General features: G+C 60.0%; 28 protein-coding genes and 1 tRNA gene. 9 read left to right on the plus strand and 20 right to left on the minus strand.

The genetic code is table 11. The features are described from left to right. Positions 1-379: 379 nt before the first annotated feature. Positions 380-982, minus strand: a complete 603-nt coding sequence (locus ACVIGB_RS16695; RefSeq protein ID WP_456721794.1) for a hypothetical protein — start codon at positions 980-982, stop codon at positions 380-382. A gap of 286 nt (positions 983-1,268) precedes the next feature. On the opposite strand from ACVIGB_RS16695, the gene ACVIGB_RS16700 reads away from it, so the two are divergent. Next, positions 1,269-1,877, plus strand: coding sequence for a hypothetical protein (locus ACVIGB_RS16700; RefSeq protein ID WP_456721793.1), 609 nt, complete (start codon positions 1,269-1,271; stop codon positions 1,875-1,877). A 14-nt stretch (positions 1,878-1,891) separates the two neighbouring features. On the opposite strand, the gene ACVIGB_RS16705 is transcribed toward ACVIGB_RS16700, so the two are convergent. The 3 genes from ACVIGB_RS16705 to ACVIGB_RS16715 are packed head-to-tail and all read right to left on the minus strand — an operon-like array spanning position 1,892 to position 4,158. Further along, complete coding sequence (locus tag ACVIGB_RS16705) at positions 1,892-2,029, minus strand: hypothetical protein (RefSeq protein ID WP_456725319.1); 138 nt, start codon at positions 2,027-2,029, stop codon at positions 1,892-1,894. Next, on the minus strand, positions 1,992-2,900 hold the full coding sequence (locus ACVIGB_RS16710; protein WP_456749168.1) for an alpha/beta hydrolase: 909 nt from the start codon (positions 2,898-2,900) through the stop codon (positions 1,992-1,994). The genes ACVIGB_RS16705 and ACVIGB_RS16710 overlap by 38 nt, the downstream gene beginning before the upstream one ends. A gap of 49 nt (positions 2,901-2,949) precedes the next feature. Continuing rightward, positions 2,950-4,158: an ABC transporter substrate-binding protein gene (locus ACVIGB_RS16715; protein WP_456721791.1), complete on the minus strand. Its 1,209-nt coding sequence runs from the start codon at positions 4,156-4,158 to the stop codon at positions 2,950-2,952. 672 nt (positions 4,159-4,830) lie between these two features. Here ACVIGB_RS16715 and ACVIGB_RS16720 point away from each other — a divergent pair. Both ACVIGB_RS16720 and ACVIGB_RS16725 read left to right on the plus strand, forming a co-directional pair. Then, complete coding sequence (locus ACVIGB_RS16720; protein WP_456721790.1) at positions 4,831-6,738, plus strand: flavin-containing monooxygenase; 1,908 nt, start codon at positions 4,831-4,833, stop codon at positions 6,736-6,738. Positions 6,739-6,866: 128 nt separating this feature from the next. Further along, a complete protein-coding gene (locus ACVIGB_RS16725; RefSeq protein WP_456721789.1) occupies positions 6,867-7,697 on the plus strand; it encodes an IclR family transcriptional regulator in 831 nt (276 codons plus the stop codon). A gap of 26 nt (positions 7,698-7,723) precedes the next feature. On the opposite strand, the gene ACVIGB_RS16730 is transcribed toward ACVIGB_RS16725, so the two are convergent. Then, positions 7,724-8,638: an HpcH/HpaI aldolase/citrate lyase family protein gene (locus ACVIGB_RS16730; protein ID WP_456721788.1), complete on the minus strand. Its 915-nt coding sequence runs from the start codon at positions 8,636-8,638 to the stop codon at positions 7,724-7,726. Between the two features lie 283 nt (positions 8,639-8,921). Between ACVIGB_RS16730 and ACVIGB_RS16735 the strand changes: the two genes are divergently transcribed. Next, positions 8,922-9,722 (plus strand): SDR family NAD(P)-dependent oxidoreductase, encoded by an 801-nt coding sequence (locus ACVIGB_RS16735; RefSeq protein ID WP_456721787.1) that lies wholly within the window; start codon positions 8,922-8,924, stop codon positions 9,720-9,722. Positions 9,723-9,758: 36 nt separating this feature from the next. Here the strand turns inward: ACVIGB_RS16735 and ACVIGB_RS16740 are convergent, their stop codons facing one another. Continuing rightward, complete coding sequence (locus ACVIGB_RS16740; protein ID WP_456721786.1) at positions 9,759-11,000, minus strand: CaiB/BaiF CoA transferase family protein; 1,242 nt, start codon at positions 10,998-11,000, stop codon at positions 9,759-9,761. Between the two features lie 201 nt (positions 11,001-11,201). Between ACVIGB_RS16740 and ACVIGB_RS16745 the strand changes: the two genes are divergently transcribed. Beyond that, entirely contained in the window at positions 11,202-12,071 is an 870-nt protein-coding gene (locus ACVIGB_RS16745) for an IclR family transcriptional regulator (protein ID WP_456721785.1), read from the plus strand. A 32-nt stretch (positions 12,072-12,103) separates the two neighbouring features. Here ACVIGB_RS16745 and ACVIGB_RS16750 read toward each other — a convergent pair whose 3' ends face one another. Together ACVIGB_RS16750 and ACVIGB_RS16755 are read right to left on the minus strand one after the other, a co-directional pair. Continuing rightward, complete coding sequence (locus ACVIGB_RS16750) at positions 12,104-12,616, minus strand: MaoC family dehydratase (RefSeq protein WP_456721784.1); 513 nt, start codon at positions 12,614-12,616, stop codon at positions 12,104-12,106. Between the two features lie 3 nt (positions 12,617-12,619). Then, a complete protein-coding gene (locus tag ACVIGB_RS16755) occupies positions 12,620-13,111 on the minus strand; it encodes a MaoC family dehydratase (protein ID WP_456721783.1) in 492 nt (163 codons plus the stop codon). Positions 13,112-13,340: 229 nt separating this feature from the next. Between ACVIGB_RS16755 and ACVIGB_RS16760 the strand changes: the two genes are divergently transcribed. Further along, positions 13,341-14,600 (plus strand): CaiB/BaiF CoA transferase family protein, encoded by a 1,260-nt coding sequence (locus ACVIGB_RS16760; protein ID WP_456721782.1) that lies wholly within the window; start codon positions 13,341-13,343, stop codon positions 14,598-14,600. Between the two features lie 128 nt (positions 14,601-14,728). Here the strand turns inward: ACVIGB_RS16760 and ACVIGB_RS16765 are convergent, their stop codons facing one another. The 4 genes from ACVIGB_RS16765 to ACVIGB_RS16780 all read right to left on the minus strand — a co-directional run bounded on the left by ACVIGB_RS16765 (position 14,729) and on the right by ACVIGB_RS16780 (position 16,193). Further along, entirely contained in the window at positions 14,729-15,088 is a 360-nt protein-coding gene (locus ACVIGB_RS16765) for a hypothetical protein (protein WP_456721781.1), read from the minus strand. A 52-nt stretch (positions 15,089-15,140) separates the two neighbouring features. Beyond that, entirely contained in the window at positions 15,141-15,368 is a 228-nt protein-coding gene (locus ACVIGB_RS16770) for a hypothetical protein (RefSeq protein ID WP_456749169.1), read from the minus strand. A 2-nt stretch (positions 15,369-15,370) separates the two neighbouring features. Further along, entirely contained in the window at positions 15,371-15,640 is a 270-nt protein-coding gene (locus tag ACVIGB_RS16775) for a hypothetical protein (RefSeq protein WP_456749170.1), read from the minus strand. Between the two features lie 349 nt (positions 15,641-15,989). Next, complete coding sequence (locus ACVIGB_RS16780) at positions 15,990-16,193, minus strand: cold-shock protein (protein ID WP_076865209.1); 204 nt, start codon at positions 16,191-16,193, stop codon at positions 15,990-15,992. A 35-nt stretch (positions 16,194-16,228) separates the two neighbouring features. Between ACVIGB_RS16780 and ACVIGB_RS16785 the strand changes: the two genes are divergently transcribed. Further along, entirely contained in the window at positions 16,229-16,651 is a 423-nt protein-coding gene (locus ACVIGB_RS16785) for a hypothetical protein (RefSeq protein ID WP_456721779.1), read from the plus strand. A gap of 80 nt (positions 16,652-16,731) precedes the next feature. Then, positions 16,732-17,079, plus strand: coding sequence for a hypothetical protein (locus ACVIGB_RS16790; RefSeq protein ID WP_456721778.1), 348 nt, complete (start codon positions 16,732-16,734; stop codon positions 17,077-17,079). A gap of 305 nt (positions 17,080-17,384) precedes the next feature. Here ACVIGB_RS16790 and ACVIGB_RS16795 read toward each other — a convergent pair. The 7 genes from ACVIGB_RS16795 to ACVIGB_RS16825 all read right to left on the minus strand — a co-directional run bounded on the left by ACVIGB_RS16795 (position 17,385) and on the right by ACVIGB_RS16825 (position 25,081). After that, positions 17,385-17,460, minus strand: a tRNA-Lys gene (locus ACVIGB_RS16795). Positions 17,461-17,625: 165 nt separating this feature from the next. Continuing rightward, a complete protein-coding gene (locus ACVIGB_RS16800; protein WP_456721777.1) occupies positions 17,626-18,207 on the minus strand; it encodes a Spy/CpxP family protein refolding chaperone in 582 nt (193 codons plus the stop codon). Positions 18,208-18,414: 207 nt separating this feature from the next. Then, entirely contained in the window at positions 18,415-19,698 is a 1,284-nt protein-coding gene (locus tag ACVIGB_RS16805) for a TRAP transporter large permease (RefSeq protein WP_092115778.1), read from the minus strand. Beyond that, positions 19,698-20,270, minus strand: a complete 573-nt coding sequence (locus tag ACVIGB_RS16810; protein ID WP_456721776.1) for a TRAP transporter small permease — start codon at positions 20,268-20,270, stop codon at positions 19,698-19,700. The genes ACVIGB_RS16805 and ACVIGB_RS16810 overlap by 1 nt, the downstream gene beginning before the upstream one ends. Before the next feature lie 290 nt (positions 20,271-20,560). Further along, entirely contained in the window at positions 20,561-21,565 is a 1,005-nt protein-coding gene (locus ACVIGB_RS16815; RefSeq protein ID WP_207831615.1) for a TRAP transporter substrate-binding protein, read from the minus strand. A 1,608-nt stretch (positions 21,566-23,173) separates the two neighbouring features. Next, a complete protein-coding gene (locus ACVIGB_RS16820; RefSeq protein ID WP_456721775.1) occupies positions 23,174-24,385 on the minus strand; it encodes an ABC transporter substrate-binding protein in 1,212 nt (403 codons plus the stop codon). A 108-nt stretch (positions 24,386-24,493) separates the two neighbouring features. Further along, the gene (locus ACVIGB_RS16825; RefSeq protein WP_375776042.1) at positions 24,494-25,081 is read right to left on the minus strand and encodes an exopolysaccharide biosynthesis protein; all 588 of its coding nucleotides are present in this window, start codon (positions 25,079-25,081) and stop codon (positions 24,494-24,496) included. A gap of 89 nt (positions 25,082-25,170) precedes the next feature. Here ACVIGB_RS16825 and ACVIGB_RS16830 point away from each other — a divergent pair, with 89 nt between their 5' ends. Continuing rightward, complete coding sequence (locus ACVIGB_RS16830) at positions 25,171-25,710, plus strand: hypothetical protein (RefSeq protein WP_456749171.1); 540 nt, start codon at positions 25,171-25,173, stop codon at positions 25,708-25,710. Between the two features lie 38 nt (positions 25,711-25,748). On the opposite strand, the gene ACVIGB_RS16835 is transcribed toward ACVIGB_RS16830, so the two are convergent. Then, positions 25,749-26,483, minus strand: coding sequence for a substrate-binding domain-containing protein (locus tag ACVIGB_RS16835; RefSeq protein ID WP_456721773.1), 735 nt, complete (start codon positions 26,481-26,483; stop codon positions 25,749-25,751). Between the last annotated feature and the right edge of the window lie 2 nt (positions 26,484-26,485).

Here is a 26,485-nt window from a genome sequence, read left to right on the forward strand (position 1 = left end):
CGATCCTGCGCTGCCGGCCGGATCCTTTTTTGAAGCTCGGTCCTTCAGCGTGAACGAAAACCCATGCGACGCCGATCGGCTTTGATCCCGCGCGCGGCCAGCTCCACCGTCAGCTTGCGTAGTGAGAATGGTCCCGAGCGAAATGCGCCTACTTGGCCAGTTGAAATTGGCGCCAGAGAGTTGTCATTCAAGGTTGATGGTAATCCGTGCACGGCGCAAACGCGCGGCGCAGCGCTCAATGGTAAATAAGCCAGTGTTTGATTGAGAAGTACAAATCTCGGCGATTGTCACGACGAATATGCAGTCCGCCGAAAGAAAGTCCAGTGAGTGTCGCTGAACTCAATGGGTAGGGCGACCGATCGACAGCCGCCAGTATCTGCTATGTCTTGGCGCCGATCTTGATATGAATCGCGTCGGCGCTTTCTTGACCATCCGGGACCTGCCTTGCGACAGCGGTCAATCCCTCGTTCCGCATGGCGTGCAAGAGGGCGGCGGCGGGCTTATCAAGCGCTCCTCCATCCGACTGTCGCGATTCGGCAATCTGCACTTCGACCCCCTTGAGCACGACGATGCCGGCCGCGGGCTTTCCGGGAGGGATATATCCAGAGCCAGGTAGGACCGCCTGTCTCTTCCAGCCTGCGGCATCAAGCGCTTGTCCAATATCCTCCATCAAGGCAACAGCTTCGGGATCAAGCTCGACCGAGAAATCGAATGCAGTGCCACGAAATTCCTTGAGGGCGGCGGCCAATCGTTGTTGCGACGCAGGGCCGAACGTCCTCGGGCTATCGGCCCAATACTCCAGACCACAGCCGACCAAGACGAGTGCAGCAAATGCAATCGCCAGCCTTCGCTCCCAGGCACCTTTCGAGATCCCAAGAACCAGAAGAGCGACTTCGCCGCTCAACCCTATCAGAAGCAGGATCTCCCCGATCTGCCTCAGCCAGCTGAAGAGGACCAGGGAAAACGCGGGGGTATGTAACATCAAGCTCTCCAAGTCGCAGGCCGGCAGCCTTCAGGGGGCTGCATCACTCGTAACGCTAGTCTGACATGCGAACATGTGTGGACCTACCAACAGGAGTTTAATAAGTTGCTAGTAGTCAAGGCGCGCGACGTGACGCGCTGCGCCGATCGCGCGGCCCGAAGATGCGCCCCTCATCCTGAGATGAACTGCCTCAGATCAATCATCTATCGAATGCAGTTTCCTTCGCCCGTCAACGAAACTTGAGACGAAGCTGATTACGACGTCAGCTCCAGAAAGATAAATTTGGATGGATGGCCATAGCGATCTCAATCAAAGCCATGAGATATTCGTCCATATTCGCATCATCGTCGGGATGATACTGGGCATCAGTGTTGCCCGACTCGTCACTGGCGTAACGCGCTTTATTCAACATCCCGGAAAGGAACGAATCGATCTCCTCCATCTTGGGTGGGCTGTCTTTGTATTCCTGTCCATAATCCATTTCTGGTGGTTCGAATTTGCGTTGTCCGGAATCGCGCGATGGACATTCGAAAGCTATTTTCTTCTCATATGCTATTCCGTTGTCTTCGTTATGCTGTCTGCAATGGCCTTCCCCGACAACGTCGGAGATCACAGTGGATTAAGTGAGTATTTCTGGGATCACAGGAACACGTTCTATGGTCTCATTTTGATTTTGCTCTTGGTCGACGTTCTCGACACGTTGCTGAAGGGATCGAGCTACTATCACCAAGTCTATGGTTGGTATTATCCGATCAGGCAGGGCTTGCTGATCGGCGGCACGATAGGAGCACTTATTTCGAACTCCAAGCGATACCATGTTCTGTTTGTCGCCTTTGCGCTGGTATTCCAGGTTGCCTGGATCGCGAGCTTGTTCGACGTGATAGGGTCGAAATGAAGCTGCGATCAAGATTACCAGCCGCAGACGGGCGGCTCGCTGCGAAAGGTGAATGTCACGTTCTCGTCCTGCTGATCGCCGGGTCTGGCTGTCACAATGCCTTGCTCGGCGATATCAATCTTGATCCTGCCGCGATGCTTCAAATCGGTCACCGACAAACTCCGCGACTCGCTGGATCGCGGCCCGTCCCTCAGGAAGTAGGGATGCAAAGAAGGGCCAGATATGTATCATCTCGTCCCAGACTTCGATCATCACCTGGGTATTCGCCTCGCGCGCCTTGTCCGCTAGACGCGTTGAGTCATCCAACAACCGCTCGCAGTCACCCACCAGGATGAACAAGGGAGGCAGATTTCCGAGATCGGCGTATAGCGGCGAGATCAGCGGCTCCCGGACGCTTCGCTCTCCGGCATACGCTTTCGCATATCGGAAAGTCGTCTCTGGTGTGATGATCGGGTCCACCGCGGCGCGGCTTTGCATTGACGCCCCTTCCTTTGCCAGGTCGGTTGAGGGCGAGATCAGGAACGCGCCGCAGGGGGGCGGTTCGTCTGCATCTCTGAGGCTGATAAGCAGGGCCATCGAAAGACCCCCGCCGGCCGAGTCTCCGCCGACCACGATATTCTGGCGAGGCCTCGAAGTCCGCAGCCATCGATAGGCTCGGACTGCATCATTCAGCGCCGCTGGAAACGGATGCTCGGGAGCCAGCCGATACTCGACGCTCAACACCCTGCAGCGCGTCGCCTTGGCAAGTCTACCGACAAATTCGCGATAATCGCGAACCGAGGCGATGCAGTAGCCGCCGCCATGGAGAAAGAGCAGCACACCATGCGCCCGAACTTCCGGCGGAACGCACCACTCGGCGGAGACGCCATCCGCATCGACCGGCTCGAACTGCAAGTCAGGATCAGGTACAAACTGAGTGGCCAAGGTTGAGAAGCGCTCACGCAACTCCGCAATTGAAAGACCGGCAGGCGTCGGCCTGGACCGCAATGTGTTCAGGAACGCCGCGAATTCTGGACTTGCCATGCCAATTCCACCTGCTTCGAACGTATGCCGCCAAGGATAGAGCCAACGTCTAGTTGCCGACCTGTGCGGCGAACGGGGTCCATTTGGTCCCGTCAAACTCGACAAACTGCAAGTTGCGGATGATGTTGTAATCTTCGGGAGAGTTCTCATACGTGACACCTGGAAGCCCCAACACCAGGGAGACGTTCTTCAGATTTGTCGCGTGCTTCATGACATTCTCTCGTGTCAGTTCGTCTCCGCAACTCTTCAGAATCGTCTCCATAAGATTTGCGACCATGTAACCCGTCGCATACGCAGTCTCTTCGGGATTCACACCGGGAAGATATGCCTTGACGAACTCCATGTAGTCACGGACGTCTTTGTCGTCAGCCCACCTCGGATCGGTGGGATCTTTCTGCCATTGCGAACTTATCAACCCCTTTGCATTCTCCAGGCTCGCAGGGCGAAGAATTGCACCGATCGAACCGGAGATCGACGGAACGATCATTCGTGCATTCCAACCCATCTCTCGCGCACGGCGGATCGACTGTGAGGCGAACTTGGTCAGCGCAGCGTTGAAGAACAGATCCGCGCCGGACGAAGCAAGCTGGGCAACCTGGGAGTCGATCGTTGGCGACGTCGATTCGTAATTTGCGACCTTCACGATCATCGCGTCAGCCTTATCGCCAAGACCCGCGCGCAGCCCGGCAAGATATTCCCGGCCGAGTTCGTCGTTCGGATACAGAACGGCGATCTTGGAATTCGGCCAGGACTTCAAGATCAATCTGCCGAAGATCTGCCCTTCAGTATAGAACGGGATGAAGAACCCGGTTGACCAGGGCGCATGCTTTGGATCGTTGAATTTCCTGCTGCCCGAGATTTGAAACAGTTGCGGTACCTGCGCCTTGTTAAGGTAGGCCTGCGACGCCACTCCGGTCGGCGAGCCGTTCGACCCGACAATCGCAAGTACCCCCTCCTCCTCGACCAGCTTGCGTACCTGCTCGAAAGCCTTCGGCGGGCTATACCCATCGTCGAGCGATATCAGCTTGACCTTTCGACCATTGATTCCGCCCTTTTCGCGATTGATCTTTTCGAAATAGGCGGTTGCCCCGCGGCCAAGTGCCGAGCTCGACGAGACAGGACCGCTATAGGGCTCTGTCTGCCCGAGCTTGATCTCCTGATCTGTAACACCGGGATCGTACTTCTTGTCGCCCGATTGGGCGAAGGCTTGCGCACAACTCACCGCAATCGCCAGCGTAAGAATGGTCGCTCTGATCACACCGTACCTCCCTGAGCCATTATTTCGCATCTCTGTGTGGATGCGCGTTTTGCTGAACTTCTGACGAGGACGAGGAGCGGTCAACAAAGCGGAGGCAATGTCAGTCGCATATTACGAGTGTGATCGAGCCCAGGTGGACGTTGTACGAGTAGCGCGAGCGCCGAGCGCCGCCGATGCTGCCGCAGTGACACACTGCTGCGCCTTCCGCTCAAGCGAACCCGGTGCACGGAACGGCAAACGGACGTGAGCGACAGTTCGCGTTCAATGTACCTCCTCTTGGCGGAAGCATTCGCCAGCTGAGCCGGATCGCTTGCACGGAGCCCCGATCAAATCCGTTCGACCGGACCGCGCGCATGGCGGTCCGCGAAAGGTAAGCGGCACAATCGTCGACATCGACAATCCCGGGAAGACGGCTGACCCGCCAATCAACATGCTGGACCAAGCGAGGATCGGCCCTTGAAGGCGATCACACCTGTAATAAGCCCACCTCCGTATTTTCATACATAGTTTCAATAGCTTACGATATCGATTGAGTGGCGCCGAGGATTGCATCGAGCATTATTTGCAATAGGATTGCGTATTATGCATTGGCGGTGCAGATTTGGAATTTCTTGTCCCTCTGTCGCTTGGCCGATGCGCAACCGCCACACAACACGATCGGGGGACAGTCGCATGCAACGGGACACACAAGAAGTCATCGAGAAGATATTGGGCCCGCTTCCCTTCGACTGCGATGAGCTCAGATCAAAGTACGACGGCGAACGCGATGGGCGAATCCTCGAGCAGGGTAACGCGCAGTACGTTCCGACAGCGGGCAAGTTCGAGCATTTCGACCGCGATCCATGGACTCCAGCCGGGTTCGTCAGGCCGCCGATCATCGAACACACCGAAGTCATCGTTGCTGGCGCCGGTTTCGGGGGCCTTCTCGCCGGCGCACGCCTGAGAGAAGCTGGCTTTAGCGATATCCGCATCATCGATGAAGCGGGAGACTTCGGTGGGACGTGGTACTGGAATCGATATCCCGGCGCGATGTGCGACATCGAGGCTCATATCTATCTACCGCTTGTCGAAGAACTCAACTATGCGCCGAAGCATCGATATGCCTATGCAGCTGAGATGCTCGAGCTCAGCCGCAATATTGGCCGACACTATGATCTATACCGCAAGGCCTGCTTTCAAACGGCCATAACGGAGGCTCGCTGGATCGACTCTGAGCGGCATTGGCTCGTCGAAACAAACCGCGGAGATCGACTGACCGCAGACTATCTGGTGCTCGCCTGTGGCAGGCAGAGCCTTCCCAAGCTTCCGGGCATAGCGGGCATCCAGGAATTCGACGGGCATGCCTTCCACTCGAGCCGTTGGAACTACGCTTATACGGGAGGAAGCGAGCGGGACTTTGCCCTCACTCGCCTTGTCGACAAGCGAGTTGCCGTCGTCGGCACAGGAGCGACTGCGGTTCAGATCGTTCCGGAGCTCGGAAAATGGGCAAAGCAGCTTCTTGTATTCCAAAGGACTCCATCATCGGTAGGCGTTCGGGCCAATCAGCAAACCGGGCCGGATTGGGTCGGCGAACGAACTCCTGGGTGGCAAAAGAGACGACGCGACAATTTCCAACGTCTCATGTCCGGCCTCCAGCAGGATGTGAACCACGTCAACGACGGATGGACGGAGATTGCAGCTTCTCTGAACCCGCTGAGACCAAACGAGATCGAAGAACGGCTTGGCCGAAAACCGACGAAGGAAGAACGCGCTCTGCTGGCCGAGATATTCGACTATCAGGTCATGAACAAGATCCGCCGACGCGTGGATGACGTTGTCAAAGACCGAGCAACCGCCGAAGCGCTGAAGCCATGGTACCGCTGGCTATGCAAGCGGCCGTGTTTCCATGATGACTATCTCGAGACCTTCAATCGCCCCAACGTCAGGCTGGTCGACACCCAAGGACGCGGAGTGGAGCAAGTCACGAAAAGGGGCATCGTGGCTGGTGGGTCCGAATATCCCGTCGATTGCATTGTGTTTGCGACCGGCTTCGAGGCGGGAATCTCCTATTCTCGACTCACCGGTTTCGAATTGTTCGGCCGAGACGGACTTGCCCTGAGCGAGCACTGGCGCCCGGGGGTTCGGACGTTCCAGGGAATGACCACCGACAAGTTTCCGAACTGCTTCTTCATGGGTGGAAACCAACAGACCGCGGCGGCCACGAACGCGGTTCAGTTGCTCGACGAACAGGCCATCCACGTGGCCTATACCCTGCGTCGGGTCAAAGCCCTGTCGAAGGACTACGTCGAACCGACCTCCGAAGCCGTCGACAACTATGTGCAGCTGATCCGCACTTCACCGAAGAACATCGCACAGGTCGCCTTTTATCAGCAATGTACGCCGGGATACTACAACGCGGAAGGCAAGGCTGCGAAGAGCGAGGACATCTTTCAGGGCGGCCGATACGGTGATGGTCCGATGCCATTCTACGCGATGCTCGAGTCATGGCGCGCAGACGACCAGCTCAAAGGCATGTCTCTCGAGCCACCGCGACAGAGTGACGTCCGGAAACAACGATCCACCGCACGACAAGGGTCCTAGTTCAGAGCTGTGTCCGGATGAACAAAGGGATGGCAGCCGAGCATCGAGGCAGCTATCCTGCACAGATCTCACTGATCGCGGAGCATTCATCCAGCGACGACACACTCTATTGAGCCTGGGAGAACGACGTGGCCGCCAAGCCCTCCAAGCCGAAGAAGCCAGCGACGGGAGCGGCGGAGGTGCTGGATCTCAGCCTGATAAAGTCGGTCGGGAAGGCTATCGCTGTCCTCCAGGAACTCTACCAGGCCGGTCGTCCGCTCCGCATCGTCGACCTCGCTGAATTGCTCGATACCTCGTCAAGCACCGTCTCGCGCCTGGTCAGTACGCTTGCCGCTGCAGGTCTGGTCGAGCAAGAACCGGAGACGGGCCGGTGCTACCTCGGCCTGGGATTGGCGTTGCTCGGAAATTCGGCCTTGGGGCGACGGGAGCTTGACCTCGTCGCGCTGCCAGCCATGGCCGAACTGTCCGCCGAGTTCAAGGAGTATATCAGCCTCAGCCGGCTGCATAAATGGAAGGTCGTGATCATGCGTGGCCGCACGCTCGACACTCTGCGGCGGGACATCACCATGGTGTCGGTCGTTCCGGTCCATGGCAGCGCGCCAGGAAAGGTTCTGGCAGCCTGGCAGGACGCTCGCTACGTCCGGCAGATGCTTGCCGAGAACGGAATGGATGCCTTCACCTCGCGGACGATAACGTCCGCTGACGCTTTCATGGACGAATTGGCCCGCGTTCGAAAAGCCGGGTTCGCTCTTGACGACGAGGAGCTGATCCAGGGCTTGCGGCACGTGGCGGCGCCGATCTACGATCATCGCGGACAGGTGGTCGCGACGATCTCGGCCGGCGGCTCGGCGCATCGCGTCAGCGGAGCTCAGCTGGAACGGCTGACGGCCGCGACAATTCGCTGCGCCACCGATGTGTCCCGCCTCCTCGGCTTTCGGTTGGCCACGGCCACCGGCTAGAGAAGGCGAGCGATGACGTGCGCTCCCTACAAGCCGTAAAGATCGGCCTTATCCAGGGTATTCTGAACGAGCCGAAGGACGGCCACATCGATCATGACGCCATCAACCTGCGCGGCTCCCAATCCCTTCGCCTCGGCCTCACGATAGGCTGCGGCCATCTTTCTTGCGCGCGCGATCTCCTCCGATTTCGGTGAGAATACCGCCTGCGCGGGTGCAATCTGGGAAGGATGGATGGCCCACTTTCCGATCATGCCGAGGGCACGGGCTTTGTTGGCCTCAGCGCGGTACCCCTCCTCATTCTTGAAGTTGGAATAAGGCCCGTCGACCGCATCGATACCCGCCGCCCGCGCGGCCATCGTGATGCGGAAGCGGGCAAAATGGAAAATGTCGCCCGGATAGCCGCCATTGCCGCCGATTTCGCGGGTATCGATCCCCTGCGACCCCGAATAGTCCCCCATCCCGAAAATCAGGCATTCAAGCCGGTCGGAGCATTTCGCGATCTCCTCGACATTCTGCAGGGCTTGAACTTCCTCGATAAGAACTTCGATACCGATGCGACGCGCAAGCTTGAGCTTCTTCTCGACCTGAGTCAGCAAACGATCGAGGAAAATGACGTCGGCCGCCGAATACGGTTTTGTCAGCATGATCGTATCGAGGTTCTCACCGGCGCTCTCGACGATCGAAATCACATCCCCATGACACCATTCGGTAGTCACGTCGTTGATTCGAACGCATCGTGTCTTCTTACCCCAGTCGAGATTGTTGAGCGCCCAAGCAATCTTGCAGCGAGCCTCTACTTTTGCGCTAGGCGCCACGGCGTCCTCAAGATCGCAGAACACATGGTCAGCATCCGATGCGGCCCCCTTCTTCAGCATCGCTTCATTGCTGCCAGGTACCGACAATTGGCAGCGCCGGGCCCGTCGAATACGCGTCGTCGTCATCAGGATCTCCATGCAAAAAAACGGAGGCTGCAGCGATCGAGACCGCCGCTATCGACAGGTGCGCATACTTTCTCGATAGATCGCAAGCGTTGGCAGACGCCTCAGCGCGATGATTACGTCTGTGATGTTTCAGGAGCGAAGGCAAAATGAATGTCGCGCATCGGCCTGGATGATAGAATCCAGCAACGGACGCGGCCGCAAGAACGTCGTGCTCCTTGATCAGCGGTCGTACGCTGCTTGCAGGTCGACAGCACGGTGGGAACATCTTCTGGGAGAAGCAAACGTGAAACTAGAGGGCAAAGTAGCGATCGTCACCGGCGCGGCCGGCGGGTTAGGCAGAGCCTATGTCAATCGGCTGGCGTCACTTGGCGCCGATATCGGCGTTGTCGATCTGAGCTTCGATGGCGCGGGCAACGGCTTCCAGACGCCGGACGGCACGGTCGCCGACGAAGTTCGGTCCAAGGGACGACAGTGCGTAACCTTCCAGGGCGACCTCAGCGATCAGAAAACCGCATATGCGGCAATCGACGCCGTCATGTGGGCATTCGGGCGCATCGATGTCCTCGTCAACAATGCTGGAGGAGCCATTACGCCAGTCGAGCGCAGTTTACCCTCGAATTGCCCCGAGGAAGACATGCTCAAACTGTTTGGCGCGAACCTCTGGGGCACCGTCTTCTGCTGCCAGGCAATTGTCCCGATCATGAAATCCCAATCGTCCGGCTCGATCATCAACACGTCCTCCGTAGCCGCCCATTCCGTGGCGCCCAATGGCCGGCTCGCGCTCTACGGGGCCGCGAAAACGGCAGTCACCCATTACACGCGAAATCTGGCCGCCGAACTTGGACCGCACGGCATCCGTGTTAACTGTATCGCGCCCGGGATCATCATGACACCGCGCGTGAAGGCTCAGGCACAGGCCCGCGGTATCGGCGTAGACTCTGAGCTGAAAGGCATTCCAATGCGCCGCTTTGGCGAGGCTGAAGACTGCGCCGGCGTCATCGAATTTCTCGCCACCGACCTGTCTCGCTACGTCACGGGAGAGTGCATTTCCGCAAGCGGGGGCGCCTTGCTGACACCCCACTAGCGCGGCTGATACGCCGGCAGGACAGGACCCGCCGGTCTAGGCCGGCGCCCCAAACGCACCAGCCGCCGACAGCTCAGCAATTCGATCCGAGGCATATCCCAGCAGTTCCAGGATCTCGCGGGTGTGCTGTCCGAGTGTCGGTGCAGCCACCGCGGCTACAACCGGGGTCGCTGCGAGGCGTAGCGGACAAGCGATGTCGGGGACTGTCCCGGCGGTCGGATGAGCGATCGTGCTCGCAATACCGCGTGCGGTCATTTCGCTCGACTGAAAGGCTTCCTCTACCGTTCGAATGACACCTGCGGGGACCTTATGCGTACGCATCCGCTGCGCCCACGCCTCGCTTCCGTCTGCGGCCAGCGCTCGCTCGAGGATAGCTCTCAATTCAGCACGATTTTCCATCCGGTCGCGATTGCTTCGAAAGCGCGAATCCTCAACCAGGTCCGGACGATGCAAGACGTCCCGAACCAGCCGGCCATAGGTCCTGTCGTTGGCGCAAATGATGTAGAGCGTCCCGTCTGCGGTCGCAAAGACCCCGGTAGGCATGGTGTCGGTGCCATCGTTGCCCACACGGTTGGGATTCTTTCCCGTGGCGAGATAACCAAGCGCCTGAAAACCTAGCATCAACGTGCCAACATCGAACAACGACGTCTCGACCTTCTGCCCGCTCCCTGTCCTGGATCTGGCGGCAAGTGCGCCGAGGACTGCAATGGTCGCCGTGAGCCCGGTTGCGATATCCATGACGGCCGGTCCGGTTCGCAAGCCAGGCCCGTCAGGAAATCCATTCAGCGACATGAAGCCGGTTTCTGCCTGCACCACGGAGTCAAATCCGAGACGGTCCGCAAGCTCGCCTTCCCGGCCGTAGGCAGACACGCTGCAATAGATCAGCTTCGGATTCAGCTCCTTGAGTGCATCATAGCCGAGCCCAAAGCGCTCCATCACTCCGGTCGAAAAATTCTCGACCAGAATATCGGACGACCGTACCAGATCCATTGCAACCTGCCTGGCGTCATCGCGGGCGAGATCGAGCGTCATCCCGCGCTTGTTACGATTCGCCCACAGGAACGGCACACTCTGGCCGGCAAGCCTTGGCTCGAAGCGCCGTAGATCGTCGCCAGACGCCGCATTCTCGATTTTGATCACGTCGGCGCCCATGTCCGCGAGAAATCGCGTGCACATCGGCCCGGCAATGAAGTGGGAAAAGTCGGCGACCCGGATACCTTCGAGCGCTGACTCTGAGTCAGATCTCCATGCACCAGAGGCAGATTCCCGATCGTACATGTTCATGTCTCCAAAGTGGCCGGGATCAAAAAGTGGCTCGGTTTGGCAATTGCGGAGCCGCAATCTTCAATCCCGACTGTGCAACGCAGCACGGGCACCGATGGCCCGGCGTCAGCGTGATACTTGAATGAACGGCTTGCGGCTCGATAGTATGCCGATCGCGCCGGACGCACACGACGCTGCAAGCTTAAGGACAAGGTCATGAGCGATCGCTCAATCAAATCGGCGGAGCGCACCCTGGCGATATTCGAACTCTTCTCAGTTCGCCAGGAGACGTTGACCGTCGGCGACGTCAGCAAGAGCCTGGATATACCGCAACCAAGCGTGAGCATGTTGCTCAAGAACCTGACAAACATGGGGTACTTGGAATACGATCCGGTGCGGAGACGATACGCCCCTACGCTGCGAGTGATGCTGCTCAACAGCTGGCTGCTTGATCGATACGAAGGCACGGCGAAGTTTGTCCCAATCCTCAAATCTCTGCTTCTCGAGCTCCAGGAGACCGTTTTCATCGGCATGCAGAACAAGTCGACGGCGCAGTACATATTCGTGGTGACGCCGAAGAAGCGTGACAGCCTGCTGATAACGTCAGGCATGCACCGATCGTTGACCTGCTCTGCAATGGGCAGAATCCTTCTGAGCATGACCGGCGAAGAAGAGCTCCATCGCTGGATTCGCCGCTGCAATGCTGAAGCGACCGAGCCGCGATTTCGCGTAAAAGAAACGACGTATCTCGACCTCATTGCGGCCGATCGGCGCAATGGATATGCCGAAACGGCTGGAGACATCTCACTCGGATTTGGCGCCATCGCTGTTGCGGTTCCTTCTCCACTTGGAGGCACTCCTCTTGCAATCGGTGCGGGCGCTCGCGTCGAACGCATCGCCCAGAAGCGCGAGGCAATCATTCTGGGCCTTCGCCGAGCCGCTTCCTTGATCGCCGCCAGACAGCCACCCGCCGACGCGGGTCGATCTGCTGCTGAAACGAGTGGTGACGCCGAAGGTGCGGGGAGCACTGTCGTTGGCTCACAACTCGCATCCTTGCCTTCATGGCTCAGCAATCGGTTCACGTGACGGTTTGCCGCCTGCATACCGCACGGCGGCGATTACCTGTCCTGCCCGCCGGCTTCCTTCCCCCAATGAAGCCGACGCTTCATCAGAACGCGGCGATCACCTTCAAAGATTTGCCGATCCTCCTGATTGACGCCGTAGTGCCGAAACACGAGGATGCCGACATCTGCCTGCGGGCCGTCTTCTTTGCTCAGAACTTCCGAGTACGCATACAGTGTGTCGCCGTGAAAGACGGGCGCCATCAGCCGGATGTTGTCCAGTCCGAGCTCCGCAAGCACGTTCTCGCAGGTGTCCTGGCTCGCGAGCCCCATAATGACCGAGAAATTCACGCCTCCATAGCTGATGCGCTGCTTGAACGGTGAGACCGACATCGCGTGCTCGTTGAAATGGCCCTGGGCTGTATTCATCACCAGGTTGGTAATCAGGACGTTCTCGAGAGGCTCAATCGTTTTTCCACGCGCGTGACGAATGACCTGCCCCACCTCGAAGTCCTCGAAGTAGTTGTCCGGTGACGTGAGACGCCACCACTCCTTGCCCGGCAGCTTCATTTGTCATCCTTTCGGAGCCCGAAGGCGAACCAGATTTGACCGCTCGAAGTCGAGCACCAAATCGTCATGTTGATTGCACCCCTCGGTGTGCCAGGTAACGATGCCATTTGCCGGATTGCTTGCTGAAAGCCGACAGGCAATGGTCGTACTGCGTGCGTAGAGGGTATCTCCAGGAAATACCGGCTTGCGGTAGGTAAGCTTGCCCAATCCGACGAACGGGCCCCCGATCTCGCTGCAGTCCTCCACGCTCAATCCAAGGACGACGTTGAAGACCAGAAGCGGATTTACGACGATACTCTCGTGACCGTGGGCTTTTGCGTATTCCGCATTGAAGTAGAGAGGATTGAAGCTGAGCGTCAATGTCGAAAATGCGATTGTGTCGCTCTCCGTGATCGTTCGCCCCCAATGATGTACGAACTCCTGGCCGACGGAGAAGTCCTCGTAGAGGTGTCCCCTTGGTCTGAGCTTCGCGCGTGCACGAAAATCGTTCGACATTTCATCCTTTCGTTCGACACTTGCACTTCCGCCAGAGCCAAGAATGCACGAGCTGACGGCCGGAGGACACCGGCTCTATCTCATATTGCATCCGTAATCGCTGTAACGGGCGGAATGATCGGTCAAATGCATTTGTAATATCGATCCCCGGCCGCTCCCGATCGCTGGCGCACGCGCGAGGGGCACCGTAGTGGTTTGCATGTGCCCTTTTGGCGCTAGGAGAGTCGGCATGCGAAAGTCATTTGGTGCTCTGTCGGACATTCGCATCCTGGATCTCACACAGATGCTGGCAGGTCCATACGCAACCATGGTTCTCGCCGACCAGGGCGCCGAGGTCATCAAGATCGAACCTCCGGCCGGGGACGTCACCCGGGGCGGCCGGCATGCGGGCGACGTAGAACCCCTCAGCGCGTACTTTCAAAGCATAAACCGCAACAAGCGGTCGGTGTGCCTGGATCTGAAATCCGAGGAAGGCCGGGAGATCTTCAAGACCCTTTGCAGGGACGCCGACGCCGTCATTGAGAATTTTCGCGCGGGCGTGATGGACAGGCTCGGCTTAAGCTACGAGGTTCTCTCCGAAGTCAATCCCCGGCTCGTATACGGATCGCTCCGGGGATTCGGCGATCGTCGCACCGGGCGTTCGCCATACGTGGACTGGCCGGCGTTCGATGTCGTTGCCCAGGCCATGGGTGGAATGATGGCGATCACCGGCGCGGAGCCCGGCGGAATGCCGACCAAGGTCGGTCCTGGTGTCGGCGATACAATTCCAGGCCTGATGCTGGCGTTTGGCGTCTTGGCGGCGATACACAACGCACGGCGCACCGGCTCGGGGCAATTTGTGGACGTTTCGATGGTGGACGCCATTCTTTCGATCTGCGAGCGCGCGGTCTGGCAACACACCGCCGAGGGGCTGATACCCGGTCCGGAAGGAAACCATCATCCGTTCCTGTGTCCATTCGGCATATTCCCCGCGGCTGATGGGCATGTCGCGCTCGCCGCTCATGATCAGAGCTTCTTCGACGTGCTGTGTCGCGAGCTTGATCTGCAAACTCTTGCGCAAGATGCTCGCTTCTCGTCAAAGGGCAAGCGCGCCGACAATCGGCGGCTTCTGATCCCCTTGATCGGACGGAACACCCAAAAGTTCACAAAAGCTGAGCTGACGGCCAAGCTGGGTGGCCGCATGCCGTTCGGGCCGGTTATGAATGTCCTGGACATCGTTTCAGACCCCCATTTCGAAGCCCGCGACATGATCGTCGAGGTCGAGCATCCGGGCGGGGAGCTGGCCAGGATCGCCGGTGTGCCGGTCAAGATGACCCGGACACCCGGCGCCATTGTGACCCGAAGCCCGTTCTTGGGTGAGCATACCGCGGAGGTGCTCAGCTCGATGGGAATGAGCCCCCCGGAGATCCGCTCCGTGCTCGACCGCAAGATCGCCTATGTCGAGAACGAACTCTCTTCGGAGCAAATCCTCGCCGGCCTTGCAATATAAGACAAAGCGTCACCTTCTGCCGGACCACATTTTGGACGACCGGGCCGCAAGCCCCACCACGCCCGGATCCAGGCATCGGAGCTGAGGCTCTTCAGGACAGCGAGGCATTCGGCCCCATCATACTTGGTCTATCGGTTCTTGAGCCAAACAGCGGCCGCGCCGATGAAAGCCGTCAGCAAACCGCTCCACCAGATTGAGCGCGGCCGCGCGGCGCTGATCGAGCTGGGGTAGAGGAGCGCTCCCAGTACAACGCCATAGTGCTTGCGAAACTCCCTGCTTCTGCAAGCGATTTCGACAAGGTCCGAAGACTTGACCTGCTGATCTGCCATCGGACGCCCACAAACGGAAGGAAGAGCCAAATTGAGGCTTCTGGTTTCCTCGCGAGCGTTTGTCTGTGCGTCATAGATTAAGATCTGAAGCATTGGAAATCGCTTCTTCAACTCTTCACCGCGTGCCCGAGCACGGTGTCCAGAGGCAAATTCCGCCATCCTTCGGCCATCCACTAGCGCGTAACCTGAAGCGGACAGTTCGCGGGCGGCATCACTCCAAACCTTGAGTTCCTGAGACCGTGCGACGTGCAGCGCTCGGGCAGCCCCGCCTCACGGCAGAGATCGCGGAAATAGCTTCCAAAGCCCGCAGCGGTGAAGAGTTGCCCTGCGCAGCGACGAAGAAGGTCAGGTGATTGCTCGCCGGCATCGCATCGATCGCGGTCTGCAGGCGTGGCATGACTTCGACGTTGAACGGCACGCCAGTCTTCTGGCGTCCCATCGTCACCATGCCACCGCGGATATGCTGGCAGCCCATCCGGACGACATCACAGCGAGACTGACCGGCTTGCAGAAGTAGCTCGTAGGCCAACCTCGCCTAGTGCCGATGGCGTGTCGCCTCTCGAACAGTTCGCACTCCGCTATCTCCCACGGATGACGGCCTCCGGTCCGCGGCATCTTGGCCGGCTTCACCTCGGCGAGCGGATCCACGCTGATCATCTTCAGGCTGAGACAATGGTCGAGCCAGCCGCGCAAGGAAAAACTCTTTTTCATGTGGAACCAGAAAGTTCCATCCTGTGCGAAACGTGGAGAGCAGATCAGGAGGGCGGCAAACAGCCGGTTAGCAAATCCGCAACGTCATGGGCGCAGGCTTCTTGTGGGACGGGACCGTTGGGGACGCAGCGCGGTCGCGTTTCGGGGAGCAGCCTGGCGCACCGGGCCCTGCCGCCGGCTCCTCTTCCATAAAGCTTTATGTGAACGACGCCACAGTCGTTTGTCCTTGATCCTGCTAGACTACCATTACTGGGGATTTCAGGGCCCAGGGCTGGAAGAACAGGGCGCTGCCGGGACGGTGTATTTCGAGCCCGGCGGCGCATTTTTTCGATCGTCAGGCAGCCGCGCGTTAGCCCACTCTCAAGTTCTCGGCGGACGTTTTGCCGCGGTTTTCCCTCTCTTCGTAACTAACCTTTGCACCCTCATTCAGGCTGCTCAGACCGGCCTTTTCGACCGCAGAGATGTGCACGAATACGTCTTTGCCACCGTTGTCGGGCTGAATGAATCCGTATCCTTTGGTTGGATTAAACCACTTAACAGTACCTGTAGCCACGTCGTCTCTCCAGCTTTTAAGTAAGGCTTCCAGCGATGCAGGAATTTTCTGCCTGGGTCGCCGCAGCCGATGCGATCGAACGGGCGTCAATTGGTGACAGCTTCTATCTGGCGTTGTTCACCGGGCAGCGCCAGACTGACCGTCTGATCATGCGCGATGAGAGCGATATTCCAGGACGACATGCGTTCAGGCAAAGAAAAACGGGCGAACTCGTCGACATCAAGGAGGCACGCCAACTCAGCGTGCGGCTGAACGCCTCGCGCGCCCGAATAAAAGCGCTCAAGCTGCGACATCAGCTTGAAACAGTGCCGCGCGAACTCGTCGTCAACGAAGACAATGGCGAGCCTTATGACGAGAGCACTTACCGCCATTGGGTGTCGACGGCGCGGGCCGTCGCCGTGTTCGGCTTTCTCGCAGCGATGGCATACGTCAGGCGATCACCCGTGCGGAGCGACTGACCACTGAACTGATTAGAACGGTCGAAACTCTTTTCGCGCGTTTCCCTCTCGATGAAGAGAACAAGGCGTTGCGAGCTCGTTTGGTCGATCAGCGCGCGCGTGCTTTATCGGAGTGGTTGGACACACAGTCTGCGCGCAACAGCAATGGTGATGACGAAGCTTGGCACCTGAGACCGTGCCCGACGCTAACGTTCGTCAATGGTGCCGGCGAACTTGACCAGAAGCACGACCAGGATCTGCGCGATACTTGCGTCATGCTGCTTGACCGCGCCGGCTGCGACCTGCTGACGATCTTCGACATCACCTGGCATTCGTACCGAAGCGCGCAGACCATCGTGAAGCATTATCGTGCTCGCAATGCCGATCGCGCCGACGCCGGTATCGACCGGCTCGAATTGCAGGTGCGCAAGGACGGGATGAAGGGCTGATCGTAACAGAGGCACTCGATTCTATCGTGCTCGGCATAATAATACCGCGCGGTGCGCGAGCCCGCTAACGACCAACGCGATCCCATCGATTGCCGCTCCAAACCGGCTCACAATTCCGCCCGGAGTCCCCGCTGTGAATCACGGTCGATTCCCGCCAACGGCACGCGGCCAGCCCTGGCGGCCCAGCTTATCTCCTGTCGACGAGGACGCGTCGCACGGCGTGCGACCACGAAAAACGTCGCATGAGCATAATTTGTTCTATCGGCTAAAATGTAAAAAGCCCCGCAGGGCCAATCCTTTACGAGTGGTGGGCGCACCAGGGCTCGAACCTGGGACCCGCTGATTAAGAGTCAGCTGCTCTACCAACTGAGCTATGCGCCCGGAACTTGTCCGGAAATGACCCTCGCAAGAGAGGCCGTCGTTTAGCAAAGCGATTCCGCGATGTCCAGCAAGCTGGCGCAACTTTTCCCGACTTTCTGACAGCCGAAAGGCCGCCGGATTCCGGCGGCCTTTCATAGGCTTGGCGAGGATGCCGGCGGCTGGCTCTCAGAGCCGGCCGGAGCGTTCCTGATCCGGGCCGTCGTCGCGGTCGAAATGATGGTCGCGGCCGCCGCGCTCCCAGCGGTCCATGCCGCGCTCGAGGCGATGGCGGCGCCAGCCCTCGGCGCCGAAGCCGCGCCCTTCCATGTGGGTGAGCATGGTCAGCCGCCGCTTCTGGTTGTCGTCGAGCGTCTTGTAGAGCGGGTCGGCGGCATCGGCGATCTGCTTCAGCGACGTCGCGGTCGCCGCCATGTTGTCGGCGCGCTCGCGCAGCCGCGCGACCGGATCATCCGGCTTCTGCGCCCTGTCCGCATCGGTTTTCTCCGCGGCCATCCGCGCATTGGCGCGATCGAGCCGCATCTTGGCGAAGTCGCGCACCGCGGTTTCGACCGGCGGCCACAGCTTCTCCTGATCGGCGGTCAGCTTCAGCCCGGCGTGCACCGCGGCAATGCGCGCGTCGAGGAAGGCGGCCCGGTCCTCGGGGCTCATCCGCATCTGGCCATGGAACCACGGGCGATGCTGGGCATAGACCGCGGTCGAACCGGCAATCGTGAGCGCCGCGATACCGGCGAGCAGAACTTTCTTCATCCAAACCTCCTTTGAAGGTTGCCTGAGGATGATACCGCCTGCTGCGGCCTTCAACTTACGGATTGGACAGAGAGACCTTTCTTGCCAAGATGTAATCCGCTTCATTGCCCGACAGAAACATCCAAAGCGCGAGGTCGCGCTTTGGTTTTCTGATTGTTTGCGCATGATCTTGTCGGAAAACCGCTACGCACTTTTCCGGATCATGCGCTAAATCATTCCCAACAGCCGCGGCAGCCACAGCGAGATCTCCGGCACGTAGGTGATCAGGCCGAGGAACACCAGCATCGCGCATAGCCACGGCAGGACCGAGATCGTAATCTCGCTGATGCCCATCTTGGCGATGCTGCTCGCAATGTAGAGATTGAGCCCGACCGGCGGATGGCACAGCCCGACCTCGGTGTTGACGATCATCAGGATGCCGAGATGCACCGGATGCACGCCGAGCTTGGTCGCCAGCGGAAACAGGATCGGCGCCATGATCAGGAGGATCGACGACGGGTCCATCACGTTGCCGGCGAGCAGCAGGATGACATTGACCACGAGCAGGAACATCCAGACCGAGAAGTTCTTGTCGATGATCCAGGCCGCCATCTCCTGCGGGATCTGCTCATGCGTCATAAGGAACGAGAACAGCACCGCGTTCGTGATGATGTAGAGCAGCATCGAGCTCATGCTCGCCGCCTGCAACAGCACCTTCGGCACCTCGGAGAGCTTCAGCTCCTTGTAGACGAACACGGTGATGAAGAAGGCGTAGGTCGCGGCGACTGCCGCCGCTTCCGTCGGCGTGAAGATGCCGCCATAGATGCCGCCGAGCACGATCGCGATCAGCGACAGGCCCCAGATGCTTTCGCGGAACGCCGTGAACTGCTGGCCGATGGTCGCGCGCGGCATCTTCGGATAGCCGTTGCGCTGCGCCACGAAGAAGGTCACCGCGGCCAGCATCAGCGCGAGCAGCACGCCCGGGACGATGCCGGCCATGAACAGCGCGCCGATCGAGGTGTTGGTCGAGACGCCGTAGAGCACCAGGATGATCGAGGGCGGCACCAGAATGCCGAGCGCGCCCGAGGTCGAGATCACGCCGACGCCGAATCGCTTCGGATAGCCGTGATCGACCATCGCCGGCATCATGATCGAGCCGATCGCAACCACGGTGGCGACGCTCGAGCCCGAGATCGCCGCGAACATCGCGCAGGCCGCGACGCCGGCGAGCCCAAGGCCGCCGGGCAGATGCCCGACCAGCGAGGTCGTGAACGCGATCATGCGCCGCGCGACGCCGCCGCGGGTCAGGAACGTGCCGGCCAGGATGAAGAACGGGATCGCCATGATGCCGAAATTGTCGAGGCCCGAAAACAGCTTCAGGCCGACGCTCTCGATCGGTACCTCGGTCATGGTGAACAGGAAGGTGAGCACGGTCAGGCCGAGCGAAATCGAGATCGGCATGCCCGTCAGCATAAGGGCAAACAGCAGTCCGAAGATAAGTGCGGCGCTCATCACGCTTCTCCGAGCGCGACGGGCGCGGTCTTGCTGGTCTCGACGCCATCGACATGGGAGGCGTCATGGTGCGGCAGCTCGTCGGTCCACCAGTAATTCCAGCACACCTGTAGGAAGCGGAAGCACATTAGATAGGAGCCGAGCGGGATGCAGGCGTAGACGATCCAGCTCGGGATCTCGAGATCGGGCGAGACCTGGTCGGTGTGCATCAGCTCGAACACGAACTTGGCGCCCATGGTGCCGACGATCGCGGTGAACAGCGCGCCGCCGAGCAGGCCGAAGGTGATGATGCGCTTGCGCCAGGCGTCATTGAGGCGGTTGATCAGCACGTCGACGCCGACATGGATGCCGGTGCGCACGCCATAGGCGGCGCCGAACTTCGCCATCCAGATGAACATGTAGATGCACAGTTCCTGCGACCAGGCGAGATTGATGCCGAACAGATATGGATAGAGCACTGGCACGTCGACCAGGAAGCGGTGCACGACCGTGACGAAGGTCAGAAGCGTCGCGGCGCCCATCAGGCTCGCGATGATGATTTCCTCGAGCCGGTCCAGAATTTTCAGCAGCATTGATCTCCCCTGTCATGGCCTGATGCGGCAACCGGCCACGGCACCCAGGCCGCGGCCTCGCGCGGCCGCGGCATTCGTTAGATTTGCGAGACGGCTCTCGGCTGAGAGGCCTGTCCACACACTCAGTCCACCTCTCCCGCCTGCGGGGGAGGTCGCATTGCATCGAAGATGCAATGCGGGTGGGGGCTCTCTCCACAACGTGACTCGCGGAGAGAGCCCCCACCCCAACCCTCCCCCGCAAGCGGGAGAGGGAGCGCACCGCCTGTTCGGCGGCTAATAGGCGATCCGCCTTAGTTCATCGGGCTGCGGCCCGTTTCCTTCAGGAATTCGTCGATCAGCGGCTGGCCGACGCGCGAGGCCACGTCCTTGTAGACCGGCATCATCGCCTTGCGCATCGCCTCGTCCTGCTCCGGCGTCAGCGAGATGATCTCGGTCTTGCCGGCCTTCTTGATCTCGGCGAGCGCGTCTTCGTTCTCCTTGGCCGACTGGTTGTTGCCGAACTCGGTGGCTTCCTTCATCGCCTTGTTGAGTTCGTCGCGGATGTCGGCCGGCAGGCCGTCCCAGAACTTCTTGTTCACGACCACGACGTAGCCGATGTAGCCGTGATTGGTAACGGTCGCGTACTTCTGCACCTCATGCATTTTCTGGGTGTAGATGTTCGACCAGGTGTTCTCCTGGCCGTCGACCACGCCGGTCTGCAGCGCCTGGTAGACGTCGGAGAACGCCATCACCTGCGGGATCGAACCGAGCGCGCGGAACTGGGCCTCCAGCACCTTCGACGACTGGATGCGGAATTTCAGTCCCTTGTAATCGGCGGGCGCGACCAGCTTCTTGTTCGCGCTCATCTGCTTGAAGCCGTTGTCCCAATAGGCGAGACCGGTCATGCCCTTGGAGTCCAGCTTCTTGAGCAGCTGGGCGCCGAGCGGACCGTCGGTGACCTTGCGCAGCGATTTCAGGTCGGGGAGGATGTAGGGCAGATCGAAGACTTCGAATTCCTTGATGCCGATCGGGCCGAACTTCGAGTTCGACGGCGCCAGCATCTGCACCGCACCGAGCTGCAGCGCCTCGAGCTCTTCCTTGTCCTTGTAGAGCGTCGAGTTCGGATAGACCTCGACCTTCACCTTGCCGCCGGTGTACTTCTCGGCAAGTTCCTTGAACTTGTCGGCGGCCTTGCCCTTCGGCGTATCCGAGGCCACCACGTGGCTGAACTTGATGACGATCGGCGACTGCGCCGAGGCCTGCCCGACAAAGGTCAAAGCCGCGATCGATGCCGCAGCCAATATGAATTTACGCATGTTTCCTCCCGCGTATTGCGGAGCACGAATACCGGCCCCGAGACATCCGGTCGCACCATTACAGACAAGCAACGGCGATTGCCATTGCCCCTTTAGCAGGGGCTGAATTGCACCATTGCTGCACTGCAAAACCCAATGCGGCGGTATCCCTTTCGGCTCTTGCGACCGTTCAATGACACCGCCCGCACGCTGTGCCCGGCCATGGCGGCGCGGTCAATACGAGGTTTGGCAATGGCGAGTTCGCCGGGCGCGAATGCTGGTGTCCACATCCGATGTCGTCCCTGCGAAAGCAGGGACCCATAACCGCAGTCCTGTATTGAAGAAGTGAGCTGTGGCCCCGGCGTCGCACAACAATCGTCGTCTGTGGTTATGGGTCCCGGGTCGCGCTGCGCTTGCCCGGGACGACACCGAATGTGGTGCGGTCGTGAGCCATACATCTGCGTTCTCGCGACATCATTTGCCCGCGGGCGGCGCGCTTTATGATCAAAATGGCTACCCGCCCTTTCGATCGCCGGTAGGGCCGTGGTTATGGGATGCGAATGTCACTGCGTTCAGTGTTTTGTCGACAATCTTGATGGTCGGAATTCTCGCAGTGTGATCGATCTCTTTTGAAACATGTCGATCAGGTGGAATGACTCCAGCTGGATCAAAGGGCGATCTCGAGCAGCGCCGCCGCGATATCCGCGTTGGACCAATAACAGACGGCAAGGGCTTCGGGCGACTGCCCCCGCATCCTCCCCGGCGACCATGTCAAGGGCGGTCATGGGCAGAAATTCTTCTGACCCTCAGTGGCCAAGTTCTGGAATTTCGGCTAGTTGAATCTGCGTGGCAATGCAATTAGGACGGCATGTCCGTTCTCGAGAGGACAAGGTCATGAAATTGTCGTCAAGGTTTGTTGCGCCCTCCGCCGTCGCTTTCCTGTCAACATTCTTGCTGTGCGGCCCTGCTGTGTCGCAAACCGCAACAGGCTCCAGCGCCCCGCTTCCCTCCATCACCGTCGACGCGCCGAAGCCGGCGGCAAGGCCAATCAGGCCGAAGGAGGTCTCAAGCAGCAGAGTGGCTGCTCGCCGACCATCGTCAACCGGTCACACGCCATCCTCAAGCGCGCGAATGCCATCGCCTGCGCCGGATTCAGTCTTGGGGAGGATTGCCAGTCTGGAGAAGGTCGCCAGCAACTGCAACGGGGGATGCGAGTCGAGCCTACCACACGGCAAAGATCCCTGGGTTGGGTGTAGCGAGTCGGCGGGCGGACAAACACATGGACCTTTCTCGTCAACATGCAGGGACAACCTCACCTACAAATCCTACGAGGATTGCGTCGAGACCAAGGTGTTCCTGGGCGAGTACCGAAATCGAGCCTACTGGGTTTGTAGCAGTCTGTCCGCCGCCGGGAAGTTTCAAGTCGCCGAACTCAAGCGATCCAGACATCCGCACTAGGACGTTTTCGCGTGAAGTGGATACCGGCTCGCGCGAAGAAAAAGCGTCAACAGGAATCTAAGGCGTTCGGCTGACCGCCTGGGCTACACGGCGATATCGGCAACGCCCCCGCATGGACGCAGCGAGCTTGCTGCGTCCACGGATGCCAGCACGGCCGCCGCTCGCTTGTCCTCACCGCGATGCGGTGCTGATATTCTCGCCAAAGAACTTCCATGTCTTGCCGTCGAACTTCGCGAGCTTGAACGTGTCGAAGGTCGAATAGTCTGTCGGCGACACCGATACCGTGATGCCGGGCAGCAAGAGCGGCAGCGAGACCTTGCTCAGGTTAGTGGCCTGCTTCAAAAGATTCTCGCGCGTCAGCACGTCGCCGCAGTTCTTCAGGATGATGGCCGTGAACTGCGCGGACAGATAACCGATCTGGTTGCTGCCATCGATCGGATTGCCTTCCGGATACCACTGCTTCATGAAGGCGAGATAATCCTGCACGCCCTTGTCGGTGTCCCACGCCGGGTCGCCGACCACCTTGGTCGCCAGTGCCGTCATGAGGCCGGTCGATGCTTCGAGGCCAGCAGGCTCGAGCACGCCGCCGATCGAGCTCGCGACGGACACGATGAAGTGCGTCGGCTTCCAGCCGAGATCGGCAACCTTGCGGATCGCCTGTGCGCCGAACTTCGGCGTCGTGATCGTCATCAGCACGTCGGCGCCGGTGGCCTTCAGATTGACGATCTGGGAATCGATCGTGGGATCGGTCACCTCGTAGCTGAGCTCCTTGACGATGAGACCGGCCTTCTCTCCCAGCCCCTCCTTGAAGCCCTTCAGATAGTCCTTGCCGAAGTCGTCATTCTGGTAGATCACGCCGATCTTCGCGTTGGGCAGCTCCTTGGCGATGTACTTGGCGTAGATCTTCGCTTCCTGCGCATAGGGCGGATAGAACGGCGTGGTCCACGGGAATTCCTTCGGATCGTTCCACTTCGAGGCCCCGGTGGAGATCAGCAGATGCGGGATCTTCTTGCCGTTCAGATATTTTTGGATCGACGAATTTGTCGGCGTGCCCAGTGAGCCGATATTGGCTAGGATCTCATCCTGCTCCACGAGCTTGCGCGTCTGCTCGACCGTCTTCGGCGGGCTGTAGCCGTCGTCCATGCTCAGCAGCGTGATCTTCCGGCCGTTGATCCCGCCCTGGCTGTTGATCATCTTCCAATACGCGGCTTCGGCCCTGCCCTGCGTGCCATACGCCGAAGCCGGACCGCTGTAAGGCATGGTCTGCCCGATCTTGATTTCGGTATCGCTGGCGCCGGGATCGTATTTCTTGTCGGCAGCGAGAACCGCCGAAGTGGAAACAAGGCTGAGCGCGGCGACGGCCGCGAGCGTGATGCAACGCATGTGTTCTCCCCATTCGCGTCGCTGTTTGCCGCGACGTCCGGCGAGATCATGATCAAGCCCGCGCGAGATGTCGACCCCTGACGTCGGGACATCTCGCTGCACCAGCCGTCACAGCCCCATCCAATTCATCACGGCGCCGAACGTTGCCCAGAGCGTCCATCCGAGCCCGAGCAGGCAGATCAGCGCAGCCGCCATCGCGATCGTCAGCAGCAGGCCGTCCTCCTGCAGGTAGGCGACCGCGATCAGGACGACCACCATTCCCGGAATGACGTTCACCAGAGGCAGCGGCCAGCCTGCCGAGAAGGCGAGCAGAAACACGACCAATCCGACGAGGCGGTCGATCACGTCGCGACGCGCGTCCCAGCGCGGCCGGCTGATGCGCTCGATCGCCTGCAGCATTGGACGGACGAGGACGGTGAACCGCTTGAAGCGCTTGAAGTCGAACTGTCGCTTCGACAGGAAGCGCGGAAACGATGGCGCGCTGCGGCCACGCATCATCTCGACTGCCGGAAACAGCAACGCCAGCGTCGCAACCGTCGCGACGCCGGGGATGATCACCAGCAGCCCCAGGAGCAGCAGGAGCAGGCCGAACGACCGCTTGTCCAGGTTGCTGAGGAGCCATTCGAGATCGACGGGGCCGTCCGGTGCTTGAGCGACGAGTTCCTCAAGAAGTTGGGACGTGTGCGTGGGCGCCAATGGGGCTCCGGACGAGGGGGACATAGCTCCCAAGGTGGTCAGACTCGGCATCGATTGCAACAGCTGCCGAAGCAGACTAGGAAGCATGGGTGACCAACGATTCCGACCAGGCATGGCAGCACCATGCGCCGTCAAGCCCAATTCCCGCCACGCGCCGCCGCTGGCCGTGGTTCCTGCTGATCGTCATCATCGCCTGCGCGGGCGCCGGGGGTGTCTACGCCTGGCCCCAGATCGCGCCGCTGGTCCCGTCCTTGGGCAACGAAGCGGCCAGCGACAGGGTGGCCGCAGGCGACAAGGAGACGTTGCCGGATCTGCTCGCGACCCAGCAGAAGCTTGAGGATGACATCGGCGCACTCGGCAAGTCGGTGGCGGACCAGCAGGAGCAGCTGAAGACCGTCGTCGACCAATTGGCGAGCCTGACGTCGAAGGTCGACGCGCTCCAACGCCCCGCTCCGGCTCCCGTGCCATTGCCGGCCACGGCAGCGGCCGACCAGCAGCCGCATGCACCGGTCGCGCAGGCTGCCCCGAAGCCCAGAAAGCCGCCGCCAGTTCGGGCGCCAAAACCCGCTGGTCCGATTTCGACCGGTGGCGCGCCGCTCAACGTGGCACCAGGCGCCAGGGATCGCTGAGCCGCGCCGCGATCAGCGCAACAGTCGGCGACGGCAGCCTATCCGCCGGGCCGCTCCATGCCCGCCCGCTTGATTGCCGCGCGCAAGATAGCGGTATCCGAGGAAAGAAAATCGATCAGGCGCCTGGCTGCGTCAGGCGACTTTGAGTCGCCGACAACAGCAGCCGTGAAGGTCTGCACAAGCTGGAGATCCGGGGGCAGCAGACCGACCACCTCGATGCCGGTCTCCTGCACCAGCTCGCTGGTCGGCCCGATCGAGGAATTCGCCTTGCCCGCGCGTAGCGCTGCGGCCGCCTCGGTTCCCCGCGCCTCGAGGGTGAGCCGCACCGTGTCCGGCAAGTCCAGCCTGGGGAAGATCTTGTCGCGGACGAATTGTCCGCTCGTGCTGCTCGGCGCCACCACATGCCCCGCATCGATCAAGGCTGTCCTGAGCGTGGCAGCGTTGCCGATGTCGGGCTTCGCAGAGCCTGAGCGAACCGCGGCCGCCAAGGGAGCCGTCGCCAGGCCCGTATCGGATCTCGCACGAATCCACCCGTCTTCGTTCAGCTTGTGCAGTCCTTCCCGCGAAAGGATCACCACGTCGGCTTTGGTGCCGTGCGCGAGCTGGTGCCTGATCGTTTTCGGACCGACGCCCTCCGATGCGCCGGATCCGGTTTCCACTTTGATGCCGGTGCTGCGCTCGAATTCGGGCAGGACTTCCCGGTAGACCGCAGCGAAGCCGCCGGAAATGATGACCCTGATCGTTTCGGGGCTATCGGCGATTGCCGGCGTCAAGG

This window comes from Bradyrhizobium sp. USDA 4341, from assembly GCF_054063755.1.